The 21,481-nt window shown below is 57.6% G+C and carries 16 protein-coding genes and 3 pseudogenes; 3 read left to right on the top strand and 16 right to left on the bottom strand.

The features are described from left to right. Positions 1-2: 2 nt before the first annotated feature. Genes CO660_RS27765 through CO660_RS27775 form a run of 3 tightly spaced genes read right to left on the bottom strand, consistent with a single transcriptional unit; the run spans position 3 to position 1,507 of the window. Positions 3-302 carry a TrbC/VirB2 family protein gene (locus CO660_RS27765; RefSeq protein WP_077991346.1) on the bottom strand — a complete coding sequence of 100 codons (300 nt, stop codon included), beginning with the start codon at positions 300-302 and terminating at the stop codon, positions 3-5. Beyond that, positions 299-967, bottom strand: coding sequence for a transglycosylase SLT domain-containing protein (locus tag CO660_RS27770; protein WP_077991344.1), 669 nt, complete (start codon positions 965-967; stop codon positions 299-301). Before CO660_RS27770 ends, CO660_RS27765 begins: the two co-directional genes overlap by 4 nt. A 3-nt stretch (positions 968-970) precedes the next feature. After that, positions 971-1,507, bottom strand: coding sequence for a hypothetical protein (locus tag CO660_RS27775; protein ID WP_077991342.1), 537 nt, complete (start codon positions 1,505-1,507; stop codon positions 971-973). Between the two features lie 98 nt (positions 1,508-1,605). On the opposite strand from CO660_RS27775, the gene CO660_RS27780 reads away from it, so the two are divergent. Both CO660_RS27780 and CO660_RS27785 read left to right on the top strand, forming a co-directional pair. Then, positions 1,606-1,977 (top strand): hypothetical protein, encoded by a 372-nt coding sequence (locus CO660_RS27780; protein WP_004673403.1) that lies wholly within the window; start codon positions 1,606-1,608, stop codon positions 1,975-1,977. Between the two features lie 768 nt (positions 1,978-2,745). Further along, entirely contained in the window at positions 2,746-2,928 is a 183-nt protein-coding gene (locus CO660_RS27785) for a hypothetical protein (RefSeq protein WP_016737443.1), read from the top strand. Between the two features lie 110 nt (positions 2,929-3,038). Here the strand turns inward: CO660_RS27785 and CO660_RS27790 are convergent. From CO660_RS27790 to CO660_RS27820, 7 genes and pseudogenes are all read right to left on the bottom strand, one after another. Beyond that, positions 3,039-3,251: pseudogene (locus CO660_RS27790) on the bottom strand (zincin-like metallopeptidase domain-containing protein); the annotation flags it as partial. A 32-nt stretch (positions 3,252-3,283) separates the two neighbouring features. After that, positions 3,284-3,835, bottom strand: a complete 552-nt coding sequence (locus CO660_RS27795) for a hypothetical protein (protein WP_077991339.1) — start codon at positions 3,833-3,835, stop codon at positions 3,284-3,286. Beyond that, positions 3,828-4,409 (bottom strand): hypothetical protein, encoded by a 582-nt coding sequence (locus tag CO660_RS27800; RefSeq protein WP_077991337.1) that lies wholly within the window; start codon positions 4,407-4,409, stop codon positions 3,828-3,830. Before CO660_RS27800 ends, CO660_RS27795 begins: the two co-directional genes overlap by 8 nt. Then, complete coding sequence (locus tag CO660_RS27805) at positions 4,406-6,556, bottom strand: integrase (RefSeq protein ID WP_077991335.1); 2,151 nt, start codon at positions 6,554-6,556, stop codon at positions 4,406-4,408. Before CO660_RS27805 ends, CO660_RS27800 begins: the two co-directional genes overlap by 4 nt. Then, entirely contained in the window at positions 6,553-8,340 is a 1,788-nt protein-coding gene (locus CO660_RS27810) for a hypothetical protein (RefSeq protein WP_077991333.1), read from the bottom strand. The genes CO660_RS27805 and CO660_RS27810 overlap by 4 nt, the downstream gene beginning before the upstream one ends. Beyond that, the gene (locus tag CO660_RS27815; RefSeq protein WP_077991331.1) at positions 8,337-9,761 is read right to left on the bottom strand and encodes a site-specific integrase; all 1,425 of its coding nucleotides are present in this window, start codon (positions 9,759-9,761) and stop codon (positions 8,337-8,339) included. Before CO660_RS27815 ends, CO660_RS27810 begins: the two co-directional genes overlap by 4 nt. Positions 9,762-9,925: 164 nt before the next feature. Beyond that, positions 9,926-10,639 (bottom strand): annotated as a pseudogene (locus tag CO660_RS27820) (ArdC-like ssDNA-binding domain-containing protein); the annotation flags it as partial. 294 nt (positions 10,640-10,933) lie between these two features. Between CO660_RS27820 and groEL the strand changes: the two are divergent. Further along, positions 10,934-11,160 (top strand): annotated as a pseudogene (groEL, locus tag CO660_RS34090) (chaperonin GroEL); the annotation flags it as partial. Positions 11,161-11,904: 744 nt separating this feature from the next. On the opposite strand, the gene CO660_RS27830 reads toward groEL, so the two are convergent. From CO660_RS27830 to CO660_RS27855, 6 genes are all read right to left on the bottom strand, one after another. Beyond that, positions 11,905-14,703, bottom strand: coding sequence for a bifunctional diguanylate cyclase/phosphodiesterase (locus tag CO660_RS27830; RefSeq protein WP_077991329.1), 2,799 nt, complete (start codon positions 14,701-14,703; stop codon positions 11,905-11,907). A 175-nt stretch (positions 14,704-14,878) separates the two neighbouring features. Then, a complete protein-coding gene (locus CO660_RS27835) occupies positions 14,879-17,140 on the bottom strand; it encodes a methyl-accepting chemotaxis protein (RefSeq protein WP_077991327.1) in 2,262 nt (753 codons plus the stop codon). A 292-nt stretch (positions 17,141-17,432) separates the two neighbouring features. Next, complete coding sequence (locus CO660_RS27840; protein WP_008534397.1) at positions 17,433-18,398, bottom strand: AraC family transcriptional regulator; 966 nt, start codon at positions 18,396-18,398, stop codon at positions 17,433-17,435. Between the two features lie 296 nt (positions 18,399-18,694). Then, on the bottom strand, positions 18,695-19,960 hold the full coding sequence (locus CO660_RS27845; RefSeq protein WP_077991326.1) for an NAD(P)/FAD-dependent oxidoreductase: 1,266 nt from the start codon (positions 19,958-19,960) through the stop codon (positions 18,695-18,697). Between the two features lie 63 nt (positions 19,961-20,023). Next, positions 20,024-20,335, bottom strand: coding sequence for an antibiotic biosynthesis monooxygenase (locus tag CO660_RS27850; protein WP_004671505.1), 312 nt, complete (start codon positions 20,333-20,335; stop codon positions 20,024-20,026). 12 nt (positions 20,336-20,347) lie between these two features. Next, the gene (locus CO660_RS27855; protein ID WP_004671507.1) at positions 20,348-21,451 is read right to left on the bottom strand and encodes an NAD(P)-dependent alcohol dehydrogenase; all 1,104 of its coding nucleotides are present in this window, start codon (positions 21,449-21,451) and stop codon (positions 20,348-20,350) included. Positions 21,452-21,481 lie beyond the last annotated feature (30 nt).

Here is a 21,481-nt window from a genome sequence, read left to right on the forward strand (position 1 = left end):
GCTCAATTCCCGACGATGGTGTTGACCAGCTCGGTGGCGCCGAAAATGCCGCCGATCCCGATAATCCAAAAGCCGGCTCGCCTCAAATCCATGTAGCCAAACATCCAGGCAATGCAGATGATGATGACGGCGATGACCGCCAGCAGACGGGCGATATTGCCGGTCAGCATGTCGACGATGTTCTGCAGCACGGTTTCGATGCCGGCGGCCTGGGCGAAGGCTGGCTCGACCAGGCAGATGACAATGGCGGCCGCCATCAGCGTGGATGAGGCAAGGGGGCGAAGACTGGCTTTGGAGATCATTCACTTTGCTCCGATCGATCATTCTGGAAAACGAGAATCGAGGATTGCCGCCCTGAGCTGAACACATCCCAGGATGCGGCCTCGACGGTTTGGGAGGGTTGTAAAGGCGGTTCGGGAAGTGCTGGTACCACCTCATCCTGTGGCTGCCCGCCAGCCCCGGCCTGGTCACCGCGTTCGCCAATGGTGAGCGAGGCAAGCGTCGGCGATAACTGCTTTGCTTCCTGGCGTACCTGCTCGTCATATTTGACCATGGCGCCGAGGGATGGATCATCGCGGCCATAATAGGACTGGAGCATCACCCTTTCGGCCTGAGCCGGATCCCCCGCGCGTAATGCGGCGCGGTAGTATCCGTCGAGAAGCGTGGCCGTGGCCTTGAGGTTCCGGCAGGGATCGAAGGCGTCGGCGACGGATAGATTCAGTTTCTGAAGGTGCTCGATGCCAATGCCGCCAAGGCCGATCTGGATATCCTGGCGATCGCCAATCAGGGACGTGGCAACCTCGATCGCTTCGGCCTTCGATGCGGGTTGGGTGGCCAGCGGCGGGCCCGTGTTGATGCGGATGGCGAAGGGCTGAAACCGGCTCTCGAGGCTGACAACGCCGGCCAGCGTCTGCACCTGAACCATCGGCGCACAGGTTTGCGCGATTTCGACGAATGCAGCACCCATCGGTCAATACCAAACGCGCTGTTTACCGGCGCCGTCGATGGTGACATCGACATAGCGCGGCTGCGATCGCACATTCGGGCGCGTTATCGGATAGCCCATGCACTGGCGGTGCCCGTCCACGCGCTGCCAATGTGGCGACAGGACCGAATTGTCGCGGGAAGTATAGTCGTTCCCATCCCAGCAGAGGCTGTTGCTGACCGGCTGCGGCGATGTCGATACGCAGGTTGCTTGCCGACCGCCGCGACCGCTATCAGTCGTGAGCTTGTACCCCGCATCGCAATAATAGGGCTCATAGCCAGGCCGCGAACTCTGAAAACCGACGCCGCTACAGGTCGGGAATGAGTGCCCCTCGGCAAGCTCCCGCCACAGCTTCTGGATCGGCGGCCGGCATTCTGCATATTGCGTCGGCCCGCCGGGATTGGAAAGGCATAGGATAACCTGGCATCCCCAATCCTCGGCCCGCGCGTTACTGCCGAAAATAAGATAGGGTGGCGCAACGAAGCAGACCGTAAGCAGTGAATTCAGGAGAAGGCTTTTCATGAACAGGATCCTTCGAGACGATGGCGCCCTATTGCGTTTCGGGAGACTCAATCTGCCTGCCCGCGTTTATACTGTCGTATATAACATAGTTAAATGACATGACAAGCGCGATTAAAACGCAATGGCACAACCTTGCCTTCTCGGGACTCATTCTCCATGAGATCCTCGACCATCCGCTGGAGGACGAGACCCCGCAGGCGAGGCTGAAGCAGATCGGCATGATGACGATCCTCTATACGATGACTCAGGCCCATCAGAAGCTAACCCTCTCTAATATAATTGAGATTACCGAGCTAACACGCAGCGGTGTGAAGGAGACGGTCGACCTTTTGGTAAAGCGGGGAATGCTGGTGGAGACGATGGGGAAGAACGCCATGGGCCGGGGGACGGCGCGGCAATTCGAGATCTCTCAGGACCTCCTGAGCAAGCTGAGCTCTTTCCGCGCCAGCCAGGAGGCGGGGTTAAACTGACTGATCTTCGGCTTTAATGGAGTGAGATGCGAATCATCCGCCAGCCCGATCGCATGGCTGCCGGTAGTCATCAGGGACGATCAGGCAACCCGTCCGCAGGCGGGTTGCAATCAAACAATGAAGAGTATCGGAGAAATCAGCATAGCGGCGCCGTGAGGCGGATTTCGGGAATTCTCGCCACGCTAAGGGCGGAACAAGGGCAGCCGCAGGAGCCTCAGCATAGCGGCCGTCAAGGGAGGCGGGACCGACTGCCCCCGCCCGTGCGTTCCCTATCTCCGTCGCCGCTCAGCATATGGAGCGCGTTGCGCACCGGCGAACTCGGCTGGAACATGACCTACCGGTGAGGGCGCCGATGGTTGGCTCTCCAGTGTCTATCCGGCATTACGCGCCAAGCGAAAACAGATTTCATGAACGGGTCCAACGCGTTTGGACGGAGAGATCGCTAATCCCAGGCAGGATCTGACGAAACAGGAAAGACGTTGTTTGCAGCTTTTATCCGACGGCGATAGTGACGGTGCTATCCATAGGAGACTGAAACTTATCCATTCAAACCGTCCGCCTCCATCTTTCCAATGCGCGCCAGCGGCTGCAGGCACCCGCTCGTGTTGAGGCCGCGGCCAAAGCTGTCAGCGCAAATTTATCAAAGCAATATTTTTTGCTAGTTCCAAATAGATCATCCGACGACCCGCTGTCATCAACGCTTCTCTCGATGCTACGCACGACGACTCGTTCGCGCGGGACATCGTTCTCGTTCGCCCTCGGCGGACGATGGCTTCCGCCATCGCGATGCTAAGGGAGGATCTGCCGGAGGAGGTTGCAAGCCTGCACAGTCGCGTGATTTTCAGCATCGACGGTCGAGGGGATGCGCTGGTTCTCACCACGGGCCGCATGACGACGCCGTCGGAATACTTCGCGCGTCACTTCAATATGCCGGTGAACACGCCCCACTAGCTGCGCGAGGTCAATGCCTGACGATTTTAGACGCCGGTTCGCGGGATAGGAGCTTGCGGCCGTCGGGTCGCGGCAGTGGGCGGCGTCCGGGTGGCTAAGAAGGAGACGGCTCACGCCGCCTCCTCCTCGTTGAGGTCCGGCTGCAAGTCATGCAGATAGTCGACCGCGCGCTGGGCATGAGCTGCCGCTGAAAAGATGGCACGCTTGTCGCTGCCGAGAACCTTGAGCCAGTCATCGAGATAGCTTGCATGGTCGGGGCGTGGTTCGAGCTCGGGGACGATACCAAGATCGGCGCAGAGAAAGCAGCTGCCGAGTTCGGCGATATATCCTGACAGTCAACCGAAAAATACGATGTTCAGGACGTGGCGCAGTACCGGCGAAAAGGGGTGTCAATGAAATCTGGAGCCTTGGCGACATATTCGAGCGTCGCGCGGCGCCCATCTTCTGAAATCGATCGAATGTGCTCCGCAGCAGCGGATATTGAAAACGGCTTGCCGGTCTTCTGCGTGAAATTGCTCTGCAAATTGGTCCAGACGACGGCATCGAACGCTCTCGTGACCGCCCAAGCGTTAATTATGGAGCCCGACCCATCATCTCGCGATCGTGTGCGGCCATCCCGATGGATATAACCAATATTGGCAAGGCTTGTGCCTTCTCGGATGCGGAGATCCTCCACAGCCTCCGACAGGTCACTTCTCAAGCTTTGACAATAGGCAACCTGGTTATCGGAGCCATTCATCGGATCCAGCACAAGCGTCAATGCTCCGAGGCGAGACGACGAAATACGTGAGAACTCGATCTTCAAGACCGGCCCGTCGAATTGCCACGGCCCATGCCAATTATCGAAATCTGGGCGCCCGTCCCATAGCAAAGAGCCCCATCCGAGGATTGCAATTCGTTCACTCATGGCGGCCTCTTGGCGATGTGTTCGGTGGCCAGCATGCAGCAACTAGGAAGAAGCCCGCTAGGAGCAGCACGACAAGACCGCTGACCCCTGCTATCGGTTTGGCACATCCGCCGGGCTGAACGATTGATAGCAGACCCAGCCAAATGCTAAGTAATCCCGCCCAGATTCCTATAGCACCGAGACGAACCCCTAACCTCACGACGATATCTGGATGATGTGACGCAGCACGCATCTGGTACCAGGGTTTCCAGCACCCGAGCGGGCATAAATTGAGTGTTACCTTGCCAGTTTCGTTATCCTTGTCGGTAGTGCCAAAGCCTCCCAAGGCATCTCGATACCACCCAGACATCACGATGGTGTTTTGCTTCAGCTCGTTGATCTCTATACGGCCAGCACCCTCGGCATTGTAGCGATCCAAGAAGTTCTTATCGAACTTTCTGGTCTGACAAACGACGCTCCGATCATTTGTCTGATGGATTATTTTTATCAAACTTCGGGACGGGAAATCTTCGACCCAGACCCACCCCTCATTCGCCTCGTCGTGTAATGACGCACGGATAATATAATCTGTCATTGCCCCCCTCCCTCCAGAACTGCCTGTATGCGACCAAGCTCACTTCTTAGTACTTCCCGTTGCAATTTTGACAGCCTTTTCTCTTTCAACAAGCTTCGAGTATCGTCAGCCATACGTTTCCATGCTGGCAGGTGCCGAGCGGTGATGCAGGCGTTTGGACAGCGCGTTGGCTGGCAAAGTGCTGTTAGCGGCGATTTGTTGTCGTTGTTGGTGGCCTGCTTCAGGCACATGGCCATGCCGGGATCGAAGAAGCAATCGGCCAGCACGCCGACATGAAGGGTCCGCGCGAGGCTCGCGAGCATGGTGCGCAGTCGGGCGCGATCAGCGATCATGGCCGGAAGCGGCCCGAGATCATCCGATACGCTGTCGAGCGTCTTCGCGATCCGCACCGCCGCAGGCCCCGACAGCCTGGCTCCGGCCTGCCGCTCGTCGAAATAGATCAACAGGTCGTCGAGCTGGCCGAGGCTACGCTGGTTCTCGACTTCCGCCCTGAAACCGGAACGGCTGGAGCCGGCATATCCTTCGAAAGCGGCGACGGAGGCATGCTTGTACTGGATCATTTCGGCGATGGTGCCGAAGGGACGATTGGCGATGTGCCATGCGATCGTTCGTCTGAACTGCCGCGTCGTAATACGCCAGGGTTGTCCACCTGGTCCGCTCGGGACCGCTGGCTCGTCGGGTGTTCCGAACAGGTCGTTGAGGTGATCTCGGAATCGGTTGAGCTGGCGGACGATCTCAGCCGAGAGGTGGTCCTTGCAAACAGGCCTTGCGATCAGAACGGGCCAGAGCGTCATCAGGCCGCGGGCGGAAGCGACCCGAAAAGACAAGCGTTCCAGAACCTCGACAGCTCTGGCAACGGGCTCGATGGTGACCCACTCGGCAGGTTCACCCTGGGCAGACTTGCCCTTATAGGCGACGGATTGCACGCGATGGCGCATGATCACGCCGTCGTCGCTGCGCGTCAGAGAAACGCATCCACGCTGCATCGCCTGGACTTCGCAATCTCGCATGCCGGTCAGATAAGCACAGAGAATATAGGCCGCTGATTGCAGCATGCGCTCTTCCGCCGCCAGGGTCTTGGCATCGAAGCGAGACCGCCAGGGCTTGCCGGTCTCTGGAAGAATGGAGATGGGTGTATCCATGCCGCCAGTCTCGACACCGAGCTCGAGCACCGCAGCTCTGATCTGGCGTGGAGCGCCGTTCGTGAGTTGAATGTGCATCTTCGGCTCGGCCAGCGTGTCGATACCGATGTGCAGGTGAAGCAGGTGGGCGTTGACGGGTGGCGACAGCTCTCCTGTCTCGGGATGCCGGAGAAACATGCCGTTATGGGCAGTGCCCCAGACCGGCACCCCGCGACCTTCACTGCGCAGCCGCCCGAAATAATCCTCAAGCCGCTTACGCTGCTGGCGCCGCCGGTCATTACGTTCGAGAACGCTGTCCTGCTCGATGAGTGAGGTGCAGTGAGCTTCGAGGTGGTCCATCTCCTCGCGGGCTGCGAAGATATCGGCGGCGAACTCGGTGACATACCGGATCGACCAAGCCAGCAACGGTGAGATGATTGTCTCGGGAATGCGCGGCGTTCGGTTCTCGCAGATGTGACGATAGCCCGCGACACGCGCAGGTGATCTTCCGGACCAAGGTTGAAACCGCAGTCCTCCGGAGGGCAGATGGTCGCGATAAAGGAAGAGATCGGCAGGTACTTCCAGTAATTGCGCGACAATGACGGGCCGACGGGCCCGATCGGCACTGAGATGGCGGGCATATCGGTCCAGGAGTGGCTGATCGACCAGGTGAAGATCGACAGCACCGAGTTCATCACGCACGAAATCGAAGAAGCGCCGCGCTCGGTTGAACGCCTGCCGGACACTGCCGGGAGGAAGTATCTTGCGGTGACCCGGCAGATCGACGTTCAGCCGGGCATAGAGGAGTTCGCGCAACGCCTCGCGGACGCTCGTATCCCCGACAGACCCGAGATGCACGGTGACATGACAGCGACGGGCGCTCTCCCGAAACACGGCCGGGCCGAGATCCCAGCTCGGATCACTGTAGCGCGACAGAGCGTCCCGATCGAAACCAGGCTTCAACGGAGCGGTCGCGAGAACCGGGCGCAGATCGTGTTGCCGGGCTGCTGACGATAGTCCCCTCATTGGCGGGCCTCCGGAGGGAGATAGAGGGGATGCACTTCTGCCTCGCGACGGGCTGCGGCAACCACACTGTCGGGGAATGCCGGCAGAACCTGCCCGGCAATGCGAGCATGGGCACGCCCAAACTTCATGGCCCAATCCGCCGCGGAGAGACCCGCCCGCTGCTCTTCGATAAACCGCAGGAACGCGACGATAGCCGGCAGCTTGCGCGCGGTGATGACAGCGTTACGGCATTCGAGACAGCCCCAGAACGGTTGCGGGCAAGGCTCGCCTGAGTCTCCGAACGGGCTGCGGTCAAACCCGGAGCATGCCGCCAGCCAAACGTCCTGCTCGCCACTGAGGATACCGTCTCGGTTCTCGCGCGCTTCCGGCGTCGCATCGCATTGCCGCCAGGAATCTTCCCGGGCGGGCGCCACAACGATCGGACCTGCAGCGGCCGCGACTTCTGAGAATGCCTCGGCAATGGTGGCTTCGTGCAGCGGTCGCAGCGAGGGGATATCCGCGTAGTGGCGAGCGGCGATCTCCGGCGTATGTCCGACTGCGAAACGGGTCATATGACCCTCGGTCTTCAGATACCAGAGCGCCTTGTGGGTCTTGCGCAGCCTGGAAAGAACGAGACGAAGAGGTTCACCATTGTCATCGACGATCCCATGGCCTGCGGTCCATCGGTCGACGAGCTCATGTGGATGCTCGATACCCGCCCGGAGCTGCGTAGGCCCGGTATAATAATAGAGCCAAAGATTCTCGCTCGGCACGAACTGCCGTGTGAATGCCGTTGCCTCGATCAGCTTGCGGATCAGACCGCCCGGTGTTCCGATCCCACCGTCACGGACGCGGATGTGCTTGTGCTCAGCGCCGCGGGCCCGCCGCTTCACATAGGCGATCTCGATCGTGCCGGGTCCGGGATTCTGAAGGCAGTCGACCGTCAATGCCTTGCAGCACTCGATCTCAAGGCCGGTCTCCAGTGACAGGAAGGTCAGCAGAGGAGGAATATCCATTGCACGCAGATGGAAACCTGCATGTAGATCCTCGGCCAGGGTCGAGACCGGAAGACCACGCCGCAGCCTCATGAAATAGAGGCTTTTGAAGGCGGGGTCTGCGCTGCTGAGCCTGCCGGACGCGACGATCCGGGCATTGGCCTCGTCGGTCACTCTGCGAAGGTTGGGATAGTTGTCGTCTTCATCCAGCGGCTTCCCGATCCGCCGGAATATCCTGGCGATATCGCCACGGGCAGCGTCGCGAAGCTGCCTTGCAACGAACGGGCTATAGGCATCACGCGGTCGGGATCGGCCGGCGGATTGTGAGCTAGTGTAGCTGAGGCGACGACGAACACCTTCATCCAGAAGCCTTGGCTGGTCGGCGTCTATCGAGCGCAGGGCGAGGATGGCTTTGGCGAGAACAGTGTGTCGGTGGATCGGGGTCATCCCGACGAATGCGAGGAAATCCTCATACCCATCGATATCATCTGCGCGCAGATCGGCGGGCGTCTTTACCGTGGAATGCTCGCGCAGATATGCGAAAAAGCGGAGATAGGCCTGGAGGTGTTGCTTGATCGTGCTCCGCGCGCCGAGCGGACCACCAAGCTCGGACTGCCGGCGCAGAGCCCCTGCAAACGCGAGGGCGAAGGGTCTAGGATGCTCGCCGACAAGATCAACTTCGACGGACCCGCCATACCGCGCCTCGATGTTGAAGCGCAGACCCAGCACCGGATCGCTGGCGTGTGGAAGAACAACGCCATCGGCTGGCGCAAAACGAACCGCAGTTCCCTTGCGTGGGCGCCCCCTCATAGCGTGGCCTCCGAGGGGAGCAGTCCCAGGAGTTCTTCGACAGCCGCATCGACGGTATCGGAGCGCGTCGCGATGTGGTCCAGGTAAATATATGTTGTCGTCAGGCTGGCATGGCCCAGAAGCCGTTGCACCTGCTGGAGAGGATCGCCAAGAACTTGCCGATATCCCTCCATCGGCCCGGCAGGCAAGGCAGCATCGCGGAGGCGATGCTGAATGAGCATCGCCAGCATGTGAACGGCGAAGGTGTGACGGAGTTGGTGCGGGCTGATGCTGATATCGAAACCGAAGGATCTGCACCGGCTGGAGGCACGGGCGAAAGCGACTTCCCAGGAGTTCGGCTGCACCGGTAAGCCGATCTCCGAAAGCCATAATATCGCCGGTTCGCTCGGCGTGCCGTCGCTGTCGCAGACAATGATCCGACCGCGTTCCTCCGGATCGAGCAGGTCGAGTGCGATATCGCCGCCATCAAGCAACCGCAGCCGGGCAGCATGCCGATCCCGATGAACGAAGATCGGTCGGTCGATCGACCGCCACGCAGAGCGTTGCTGGAACTTCGTGACGGCATGAGCACGTTCGACACCGACATAGGCGCGCACCTGCTGGAGCAGTCGAGCGGGAACGAGGATCTGTCGACCGCGATCACCCTTGGTCTGGGCATCCGCCAAATCCAGCCAGACCTGACGGCCCGGACGCTGATCGCCGAAACCGAGATCGGAGGTGAAGAGGGATGATGCTTCTTCCAGCCGAAGACCTGTCGTCACCAGGAGATCGGCGAACAGCGCATTGCGGATACCGTTGCGATCTCGGGCGCCAGGGCGTACGTGGCCGTCAGGCAAAAGCGTTTTGAGGCCGACGTCCCGAAACCGTCGGTAGTCATCGAGCGTGACGAAACTGACGTCGGTTCGACGCGCGGCGGGCTCATAGGCATCGTTCCGCGCTGCCACCTGCGACCGCCGCCCAGCGTACCCCTGCCTCCAGACCGAGCGATGCGTGAAGGGTGCTTCCGCGATCAGTCCTTCCTGCACACCCCAGCGATATAGCCGGTCGAGGCAGGCGACGGCGCGGTTCCACGAGGCAGCGGAGATGCGTTGTCCAGCGTCGGCGCGGCGCTGGACGCGGTGATAGGCAAGAACATCATGCCGGTCGGCTTGCCATATCGTCTTCGCGCAGGCTTCCGAAAGAAAACGAACCCAGACGAGAACGTCGTAGCCATAGGCACGAAGAGAATGGCGGGAGCGAACGCCGTTGAGAGGGAGGTCGCGGAAAAAGCGATCCAGATCAGGATCGTATAGCGCCCCATCGCAGAGGATCATCGGGACATAGGCATCAAGCCCCGCCGATGATCTGCGCTCCTGAATGGTGATACTCAAAGCTGCGATTACATTGTCCACAAGTTGCTCAACCTTCCCCCGGACCCCCATCCGGGGAGCCCAGAATCAACGAAGGAGTTCAACTTGCCCGGCACTCTCCAGGCCGGCCTCCGCCAGCTATTTGGGAGCGCTGCGTCCGGCCTGGAAAGCGCCTCCGTCAGCGAGTGCATCAACCTGAGCATGAAGCCAAGAGTTAGTGCAGACTGTCAAGATAAGGCAATGAGCTCTTCGCGGGCGCGTTCGCTCCTGTCTTTCGCATAGCGGCTGAGATCCCGATCGAGCCTTCGCGGTGCAGCGGTCCAGTGCGTCATCTCGTGACTGAGAACGGCGACATAGGATGCATCGTCCCGGAAGGCGTCGAAGCACGGCATCTGGATGTAGTCACGGGCAGCAGCATAATAGGCCGCCGATCCTCCATGGCGGATCAGGGCGCCGGTATTGGCAAAGAAGCGGCCGGCAGCACCGATGCGGCTCATCCAATCCTGGTCAGGCGCGATGGAATGGGCAAGGCCATCAAGGCCGGTGATCTGGTCGGTGTTGAACACGGTGTAGGTTTTGAGGAAGGGGATGTCGCGTTCGATTTCGGCGCCTGTCTCCGTCGTCTCGGCGCGGATGAAAGAGCTGGCGAAGACGACGGTCGTGCCGGTTTCGCCCCTGCGGACGGCGCCGCCGAGCTCGATTGCCTGGCGAAACGTCATCCACCTTGGTGATGCAAAGCCGCGGGCGATGGCTTCAGACCAGAGGAGCAGAGCATTGATGCCGGTGTAGGGTTGGCCATTGTGGCGCAGTGGCCGGCTGACCTCGGCTGTCCAGCCTCCCGTCGTCCATGGCTTGGTCCATGGACGGACGCCCTGTTTGAGATCGGCGATGATCTTGGTGGTGATGCGGCTGTAGATATCGGATCGTTGATTGGATTGCTGCCTGTTCATCTCTGAACCTCCGTTCGAGGTCGCGGCCATCGCGACCTGCTACGGCGGTCCAAAAGCCAGGCTGCAAGTGCGGCCAGCACCCGCAGGGCCGCAACGAAGTGAAGGACGGCAAAGCCGTTGCGGGCAGCGCGAGCCTGGCAGGACCAAAAGCCGGGGCAGGACGGGATGCAGCAACACCACGGCGAGACAGGTTTGAAACCCAGGCAGAAATGAAAAATCCAGTCTATTACGCAAGGCGGGAGCGTCCGGGATGAATCGATGGACCCGAAGCGTGGCATCGACCTTGCGCGGCCGTTCCTCGTCGACGCAATGGAGAAGGTTAGCAACGAGAGTGCCATTTCGTCGAGGAAGCCAAGACCGCCGAGACCAAACTCGTAGTCTTCGCGCGCATGCAATTCGACCCGTACCTCAGCCCCTACTTCGTCGCCAACCAGGACAAGATGCGGGTAGAGTTCGAGGATCCGTATATCCTCATCCACGAAAAGAAGCTATCGAACCTGCAGTCCTTGCTGCCGGTAAGTTGAGGTCTGATGGAGCATTCCAATCGGCCGACCGCCTTCAGCAAATAGGCAGAACCATTACGAAATCACGGCGCAATCGCTGGCGTTTTTTTCCGCCACCCGTTCAAATGGCCGAAAGTTTCGAGTTGATCGAATTGAAGCTCCCGTGTTCGGGAAGTGGTGGGATCCGGGAACGTTTGGCAAGATTCAACGAACCACTGGCCGCCACGCCCAGAGAGGGTCATAGGGAATACGATGACAAGCGCGGACGCTCAGTCGTTCAGTCAGGTTGCGAGCACGTATCAGCTTGGGATCGGTATGACTCACATAGCGCCTCCAACTGATTTACGGCACTAGCCAAATCGTGAAGTTCCGATTTCAGCGATTGGATGATGTCGAAATGTCCGGAGCCATTCGAATTCGCAGTTGAACTTTTCAAATCCGCAGAATTTCTATTCGGATGGGGAAATGGGATGAGCTTTTGCACGGTTATGCTTTTGACGATATTGACGCAGAATAGTAGATTGTACTGGGCAAGTCTTTGCAATGGCAATCGAAAGCGAAAACACGTCAACGTATGTTTCGTCGCGCAATTCGGTACAGGGCCTGCATATTTCGGAACATCAAAGCACCTGAAGTTTTAAGTAGTTCCTATTGGTCCGCGTTTTATCCAATCGCCCAGAGTAGTTTGGGCTTCCGTTGGATGAGTGCGGTATAAACAGCGCCGCAGGTGGCGTGGATCCTGCGCGCTGTTAGCCGTAGGCTTCACGCGGTTCGGGTCCCAACAGATGCGGGAGGCAAGCGCATGAGTGCCACCCCTTCCTCTGCGGGCATCGGCGTAAGATGGGAATCACCGCGAGAGAACTCGGGCACTGCGTTTGCAGCGAGAAGTTCGGACTTCGGGATGGGCTTGCTATAGTAGAACCCCTGTGCCACAGCGCAGCCGCTTTCAGCCAAGAATTTTTCTTGATCGACCGTCTCCACGCCCTCAGCGACTACATTTTGCCCTAGGCAGCGCGCAATTGAGAGAATTGCCTTGACCAGTTCTCTACTTCGCTTGTCGGATCGATTGATGAATGACCGGTCAATTTTGAGGGTATCAATGGGAAAGTTAGCCAAATAGCTCAGAGATGAGTAGCCGGTGCCGAAATCATCGATCGCTATGGAAATTCCGCTCGCATGCAATTGAGAGAGTGTCGTCGAAACGCCCTCGCAGTTATGGAGCAGGAGACTCTCAGTTATTTCAACCTCGATCCACTCCGCACGACAACCGGTTTCCTGCAATACGTCCGCCACCGTTTGCGACAAACGCGGGCATTGAAACTGCTTAGGAGACAAATTTATCGCAATCTTGTGCGGGGGCAGTCCATCTGCATTCATGACGGCAGCCGTGCAACACGCCTCATGCAGCACCCATCGTCCAAGATCGATGATCAATCCCGTTTCCTCGGCGACACCTATGAATTCTCCCGGAGGGATCATTCCCATCTTCGGATGATGCCATCGTAGCAGTGCTTCTGAACCGATCACCTTTCCGTTGTCCAATAGGACCTTTGGCTGATAATGGAGTTCAAGTTGCTCATGTTTCAAAGCTAGGCGTAGGTCTGATTCTAGCGCTAGGCGCTTTTCAGCCCCAATCGTGAGATCCTTTGAGTAGAAGCGGAAGTTGCTACGCCCCGAGCGCTTCGCCAAATACATCGCAGAATCCGCATATTTCACCAAATCGTCGGGAGCGTCGCCGTCATTTGGAAATACCGATATCCCGATGCTGCAGGATACAAAGATCTCCCTGTCGGAAAGCATGAAGCGTTCGCCGAATGCGGCAAGCATTCTGCTGGCAATTTGAGCCAAATCGTCATTGTCCTGAACATTGGGCAGCAAGACTGCAAATTCATCTCCACCGAGTCTCGCCACGGTGTCGCTGGCACGGACGCCTTTTTTCATGCGTGTCGCCACCTGCCGCAGCAACTCGTCACCAACGGGATGTCCCATAGTGTCATTGATCGCTTTGAAATGGTCCATGTCGATCAGCATCACCCCGGCTCGCTGGCCCGCCGAAGCCGCGTCCCCGATCATCTCGCGTAGCCGTTCATTGAAAAGTGTCCGGTTAGGCAGGCCGGTCAGAGAATCGTAGAATGCCATCTGATGGATTTTCTTACGGGACGTGTCCAGTTCGGTGATATCGCGGGCGACGCCGAGGATCCCCATCAGCTTTCCCCCCGTGAATACCGGAACCTTACGAGTCTCCAAAAGCGTTGATCGACCGTCCTCGTGAGCGGTAAACCGTTCCTCATTGATGAGAATACGGCCGGCTTGCATGGCCTCCTCATCCTTGTCACGAAAAAATTGGGCGAGTTCGGGAGTAAACAGGTCATAATCCGTTTTCCCGACGATTTCCGCTTCTGCCTTGCCGACCAATTCTTCGAAGGCATGATTGCACAACAGATATTTGCCTGTTACGTCTTTCAGCCATACCATATCCGGAATGGTCTGCAGGACACTTAGGAGGCGAGCCCGAGCTTCAATAGTCGTGCCCTCGGCGTGCTTTCGTTCGGTAATATCGCGAGATAACACCAGAAAAGTGACGGTTGAGTGATTGCTGCTTGGTCGCCTTGCGACCGACAGTTCAAACCAACGGGATTCGCCGTTTGGTAGGGCTATACGGACACAACGACCGTAGGAGGCGCCGGTTTCATCGGCTTCTTCAAGAGCCAGCATAGCGATGTCGGCCTGATCTGGAGGGAGCACATCGCGGACAAGCTTGCCGAGCAGCACTTCTTTTCGCTGCGCCAGGATCTCCTGATTCCTTGCCCAGACCTGCAGGTAGCGACCGTCGGCATTTACCTCGAACAGAACGTCAGGAATGGCGGCAATAATTCCCTCTGCGAATTCAAGAGCCTCTTTGAGATCATGCTCCGCACGTTTTCGCTCTGTGATGTCCAACATCGCGCCAACCAAGCCGATCCTGTTACCAGCGATATCAGTGATTGCGGTCTTGCTGAGTAAAAGATCAACGACACCACCATTCTCGGTGGTGGCCTTTGCTTCATATTGCTGAACACCGCCATTTGCAAAAAGCGCCTCGTCCAACGCGGCATACGTCTCGGCTATGGGTGCGGGCACCAAATCGAAAACGGTTTTTCCGATAATATCTCCCTTTGAGCGGCCGGAGAAGCTTTCGAAGGCCCTGTTGCAACCAAGGTGTATCCCATCTCTGTTTTTGAAGAAGACGGGTAACGGGATCGCGTCGAGTACGACGGCACTGGACATCTCTTCGGCGTTGAATGGCAAGTCGACGTTTGTCGCAGGATGCCGGGGATTCGCCCGGAAAGCCTTCTCAAACGGTTGCTTCAGACTTGCGACATCTGCGTCGTGACCGTCCGATGGCCGGACAACGGAGGCTTCCGAAAATGGCGGGGCCGTGCCCGTGGCAAGCGGAGGGCTGGCATTGACCGCGTTGCGGAAGGCTCCACGCCCCTGGTCGATTTGAGCATCAGTCGCCATCTGCACTTCCACAGGCTGTTCGGGGCGGGATGTGCGTTCCGATTGACGTACGTGTTTCATGTGCCTGTCCTGCTTTGTCACGTGGCTGAGCAATCATGCGTCAAGCCAGCATTTTGTTAGGACCGCACAAGTCATTTGGCGGAGTACCATGCCGCTACCCCACCGGGATATCGCTCTCATTCAGAATCATCAAAGACGTGTATTTGCATGTGGTCGGCGACGCCGCCCATATCATTTAGAACGCTTGCCAATCATCATTCGAAGGCGCGAGCACCAGGTTACCACGGCGCATCGGATAGTCTCCGCGGTCAACCATTGTCTGACCGGGCGGGAAGCTCTTCCCAAGTTCGCCCGTGACCTTCTGTGGCTTCCCGCTCTCGTCTTTGAAGTGGAAATGTTTCAACAGTGCGGCTAGGCTTTGGCTCTCTTGAGCGAGGTGCGATCCTGCAGTATTCATCTCCGCGACCATGCTCGCATTTTCTTGAGTGGCATGGTCCATATGGTTAACCGCGCCGTTGATCTCGCGCAGGCCCGACGATTGTTCCTGGGAGGCCGTTGCGATTGCGTCCATATGAAGATTTACATCCTGCACAAGCTCTTCAATCGTTCTCAGGCCCGATCCGGTTTCACTCACGAGCCTTACGCCTTCGTCGACGGCAAGAGCTGAATTGCCGATGAGATCCTTGATTTCTTTTGCCGCTGTCGCTGAGCGCTGTGCAAGCTCCCTGACCTCCTGGGCAACAACCGCAAAGCCTTTTCCCGCGTCGCCAGCACGCGCTGCTTCGACGCCGGCGTTCAGCGCCAGGAGGTTCGTTTGGAAGGCGATCGCGTCGATGACGCTGATGATCTGGGAAATCTGCTTGGAGGAGTTTTCAATGCGATTCATGGCGCCGATAGCATCGCGTACAACCCGACCGGACATTTCCGCATGATCTCGCATCTGTTGGACGGCTCCGCGCGCCTCAGCCGTCCTCTTCGTGGTCGACGCAACGTTGACGGTTATCTCCTCCAACGCCGCTGCAGTTTCCTCGAGCGAAGCCGCCTGCTGCTCCGTGAGTCTTGAAAGATTTTCAGATGCGGCCGAGACGCCCGAGCTGCCATTCGTGACCGTTTCAACTGAATGGCCGACGGTAACAAGCACGTCCCGGAGCTGACGAATGGAAGCGTTGAAATCCCTGCGCAAACTTTCAAACTGTGGCGCTAACGGCTCCTCAATCTCATAAATCAAGTCTCCATCCGCCATCCGCTTCAACCCGGTTGCCAATGCCGTCGTCGCTCGGATGAGGCGCTCTTCTGCTTCTTTTTCCGCCCTTACCTGAATATCCAGCTTCTCTTGGTCAGAACGAATGCGCTCAGCTTCCGCGGATGTCTCCAGGTTACTTTTCTGTATGGCCGCGCCGCGGAAAAACTCAAGGCAACGCGCCATGTCCCCGATCTCGTCGCGTCGGATCGTCAAGGGCACCGGCGCCGACGTATCGCCTTCTGCGAGTGCCTTCATTCGGCTTGTCAGAGTCCGAATGGAGCTTGAAATTCTCCGAACGACCGAAATGCACAAAATGAGTACCGTAGACATGATCAGAAGCGTGGCGCCGGAGTAGCCGATAAAGGCATTGCGAAGATCGGCGTAACGCTGAAATGCCATCTCGTCCAACTCGTCGCCGGTGCGCATAATGAGTGCGGTCAACAAAGCAGCCCGCTGTTGGGTGATTTCATTCCATCGATCCAACGTCTCGGGGGGGAAGGAAACGCCCGGCTGGTTTGCATACATCTGATCGCGAACGCCCGCGATGAACTTGCCTGCGGCGCTGGCCTCGAAGTCGTCATAAGATTTGACGAGATCGGCGGGGAGAAATTCCTGCATCGCAGGCACATAAAGCTGCTTTAGATTTTTTGACTGTAAGAGGGACGAAAATAGATCGACGGACATGGCTGAATTTTTGACGTAGGCTCGGCCGGGCCTGATCTCCAGCAAACTAGCTTCCGTGATCTGCATGAGCGCGTGAAAACCGGTAATTTGGCGTGCTAAATCCAAATCATTGACAGTCGCCCCAGTGCGACGGACGAGCTCCAAGCCCGCAAGGGCAGCTGGGCGCAAAGCAACAGCTCCCTCCGCCTCGCTAGCCGTTCCGTCATCGACGCGCCGGCGGAAGCTATCGATATTGTCCCGCCTTTCACGAATGATCTGTACCGCCCGTTCTATGGCCGGATCGTCGAATGCCTTTTTCCAAGAGTCGTAAGCGGAAAAGACCGCTGTAAAAGCCCTGTCCGATGCAGCTTGCTTTGCCCGACGCACGTCGGCGCCTGCAAACGCTTCCGCCGCTATAGCTTGGGCGAGGAATCCGCCTTCCCGCCCAAGTCGCTGCGTTGTTTGTGCGCTGCGGAAGGTAGAGTATTCTCGGTAATATCCCAGTGATGTTGATACTCCGATGATTACGAACGCCGTCAACGGGATAATTGCCAAAATCATTAAAAGTAGAGATAGCGGCAGTCTCGACATATGTTCCTCATAGACGACTATAAATTACACCGGCTTCCATTAGCGACGCGGTCCAGAACATTGCGACATTGACCGCTATGTGTGAGATGACCTCGGCATAATTACTATAAGATTAACCCCTGTAGTGGTCTTGAACTGCGTTGCGCAGATCGGAACATCGTCGCGTTCAGGGGATCATCTGCAAGACAGATCTTGGGCCGAGGCAGTCGGCTTTTCTGGAGAGTGCTGTTGCTACAAGCCTTGAGGACGGTCGAGCGTGCCGGCTGATCGTAGCTCGGTCGGCGCAATCTGCTTATGATATACGCAATGTTTCCGAGGGAAGTACCCCATAGCGCTTGCGATAGTCCGCAGAAAATCTGCCTCTATGCACGAAGCCCCATTTCAGAGCGACCTGCGTGACCGAGAGGCCAGGTTCGCCTGTCATCAGTTCCTGATGCACTAATTCCAACCGTAGGTGCTGCAGGAATGCCAGAGGGGTCGTATTCCGAAAGTTGCGAAAACCGCTTTGAAGAGTGCGTCGGCTTACGCCACAAGCCGTTGCGATTTCCTCAAGAGATAGCGGCCGAGTAATATTGGCACGCATATAGTCGACCGCCCGCTTAACGGCCTTGGGTAAGGGTGATTCAGCAACGCGGCATAACTCAGATGAGTAGCGATGCTGCGCAGCTTCGATCAAAAGCTCCATCGTCGTTTCAGTGAGGTGATGAAGTGCTATCGGTGATTGAAGGAGGGTTCCGTCTCGTAATCCAGCATACAGCACTGGTACCAGTTGAACCAAAAGGGAGCCGAACCCGACCGATAGGTCGATTTCTGGCGAGAAATCGAGGCTGCCTCTTATTGGCGTATTGAGCCGACATCCCAAACGGCGCGTCAGCTCATCATGGGCGATCCTAAGCCCCAAATGTTTCCTGGGCCCAATGAATTGGGTCGTACTCGCCGACATACTGTTCACGAAAACGCCCCGCGTTCCCTCTGACGGGATTTGTCTGCCGTCAACGGTAACGACCGATCGCCCATGTAGTGGAAGCATGATGATGTTTGCCTCCGCCGGTCCCCGGTGCTGGACCGTTAGGTCGCCCTCGTAGTGCGCGGCAATAACTGCAATCGGACCATTGGTAATCGCATGTACATCGTAGGCGATCGTCTTATCGCCATGTACATGCGCTTCAGATTGCGGGGAAAGCCTCGAAAGCGCTGCCGCGAGTTCCTCGCTGCAGGTACCTTTGAGCGAGAAATGGTCAATCTTAGAGGGGGACACTCTCAACTCTCCACATCATCACTTCCTTCCCGAAACGGTATTCAAGCATGAGGCCCGCCTATCGCTAACGACAGGCGGACAGGGCAATTGACTTGTCGCGGCCAGTCCTCGCCGTGAATTCGACGCAGTCGAAGTCGCCTAAGTTGATAGTGCGAAGATCAATCATTGTTATATATGGAACTCCGACAGAATTGTTACCTGCTGCCAACCATCGCTTCGCAACCGATTCCCAAATGTCTGGCCTTTGATGGTCTCCATTCACGGCCCAGCAGACTCGGGCGTGCTCGCGCTAGCGACTAAACCTCATCCTTTAAGGTTTCTTTTTGCGTGATCAAACGTGCGGAGTGATGGCCGGAAACAAAGATCCATAGCCAGCTTAGTCCAACTGCCAATCTGCTCCTCGTACCTATCAGGAAGTAGATATGGGCAAGCCCCCAAATCCACCATGCAATTCCGCCCTTGAGCCGGATCTTCCCGAAGTCGATAACAGCCGAATTCGGCCCGATGGTAGCCAGGTTTCCCAGATGCCTATATCTGAACGCACTTGGAGTGGGTGTACCCAGACGTCGTGCTTCAATTACCGAAGCGACATATTTGCCTTGCTGTTTGGCGGCGGGAGCCACTCCGGGGACGGGTGTTCCATCAGCGGCCTTCACGGAGGCAGTATCTCCAATAATAAAAATCTCGGGCTTACCGCCAACAGTCAGATCTGGCTGCACGACCGCCCTACCCGCCCTGTCCTTTTCAGCACCGACCCAGGCGGCGGCGTTCGACGCTTGCACCCCCGCAGCCCAGATGACGGTCCGGCTTGAAACGAACTCATCTCCGATCGCGATGCCGTTCTCGTTGCATGCCGTCACGGGAATGCCTGTTCTCACTTCGACGCCCATCTTGATTAGCGACTGCTCGGCATATCTCGAAAGTGCTTCCGGGAACACGGGTAGGACACGTGGACCTGCCTCGATGAGAAGGATGCGCGCCGATCTGGTGTCGATGCTACGGAACTCCTCAACAAGGGTTCGTTGGGCCAGTTGCGCTATAATCCCAGCCATCTCCACGCCTGTCGGGCCTGCTCCGATTATGCTGAACGTGAGCATTGCCTTCCGCCGTTCGGGATCAGCCTCCAATTCGGCCTTCTCAAACGCGAGAAGAAGCCGCCGCCGGATGGTCGTCGCGTCTTCGAGTGCCTTTAGCCCGGGCGCAAACGGCTCCCACTCGTCCCGGCCAAAATAGGCGTGCCTTGCACCTGTCGCGAGAACGAGCGTGTCATAGGGAATAGCATTCCCATCCTTGAGCGATACTACGCGTGCCTCGGTATCAACGCCAACAACCTCGCCCAGCAGCGTCGATACATCCTTTCGTCCTCTGAACAATGCTCTGATGGGCCAAGCTATCTCCGAGGTTGCCAATACAGTCGTGGCAACTTGGTAGAGGAGCGGTTGAAAGAGGTGATGGTTGCGCCTGTCGACGATCGTTATGGAAGTGTCGGGACACTCGAGGTCCTTCGCTAACTGGAGTCCGGCAAAGCCACCGCCGACTACGACAACTCGATGCGTATCCATTTCGTCTCCCTCAAACCTGCGCGCTCGGGGCGCGCGCCTCGTAGAAATGGCCATTGCGCCCGATCAGTCGCTGATACGGGTATTTACATTAATCGACGGTGGACTCACCAACAGTGGAAGAAGAGGCTCCAGCACCCGCTTGACATTAGGATGTTCGCCATGGCCAACGACAGCCGCCTCATTCTGCCAGCCGTCTAAGATGATGAAAGTGTTCGGATCGTCCGACCGCTGGTAGAGGTCGTAGTAGAGACAACCAGACTCTTCGCGGGCGGGTCCAATGAATTCCTGAAGGAGTTCTTTTACGCGGTTTCGATTTTGGGACGTGGTTTTGAATTCCACGACAAGGTGCTGTTCCTCTGACTTCTTCGATGTCATTTGCGCTGGCTCCTAGTTGAAAACGACGACCGGCTTGATCACTCGCCCGGCTTCGGCGTCCGCGATCGCTTCGTTGATCTTCTCGAAGGGATACTTGGTGATCAATTTTTGGAAGGGGAAAAGCCCAGCCTGATTAAGATCCATCATCTGCGGAATGAACAGCTGTGGAATCTGATCACCAAGGATCGCACCCTGGATCTTGCGATTGAACACCATTAGATCGAGGGGGATGGGAATGTCGTTCCCGAGCGCGTCGAGGCCGAGCAAGACAACGTGCCCGCCGGCACGGGTGCACTTGATCGAGTTCAGAATAACCGGAATGATGCCAACTGCGTCGATCGCGAAGTCGGCACCGCCGCCCGTCAGCGCATGGATCTGGTTGACTACGTCGGGATCTTTGCCGTTGATCGCATGTGTGGCACCAAGCCCCATGGCCATGTCTAGCCTCTGCTGATTCAGATCTATGATGATAATCTTGCTGCACCGACGAACTTTGGCGGCCATCACGGCGGCCATGCCGACAGCACCTGCGCCGAAAACGGCTATCGTCGACCCTATTTCCGGCTTCATCGCGTTTATCACTGTTCCTGCACCTGTTGCCATGCCGCACCCGAGTGGCGCAGCGTCGGTAAGGTCGAGGTCTGTTTTCGGCAAAAGCGCTGCATTGTTTTCAGTCGCAAGGATATGCGTCGCAAAGGACGACTGGCCCACGAAATTGCTGCCAATGCCAACTTCATCGCAGAGCAATGCCTTCTTACCATTCGGACGAAGCCCCGTAAGATTGTACTGGGTATAGTTTTGGCAGTTCATTGGGTGAGAACGGCGGCAGTCGGCGCAGAATCCGCATGAGCTCTGGCTCAGTGCGACGTGATCACCCACTTTGAGGCTCTGAACTTCTGGTCCGACCGCCTCGACGACGCCGACGCCTTCGTGCCCCGGGATCACCGGTGCCGGCGGGCCAAAAATACCGTCGCGAAGCAGCAAGTCCGTGTGGCAGATCCCGCTCGCAACCGTGCGAACCAGGATCTCGTTGCCTTCGGGGTCAGCCAGTTCGAGTTCACGGAATTCCAGCGGGCTCTTTGGCTTCACGGCGACAGCCGCAGTGATCTTCACCATTATATTCTCCTGCGTTCTCCCGCAATTGCT

This window comes from Rhizobium sp. L9, from assembly GCF_002531885.1.
In the GTDB taxonomy this organism is placed as follows: Bacteria; Pseudomonadota; Alphaproteobacteria; order Rhizobiales; family Rhizobiaceae; genus Rhizobium.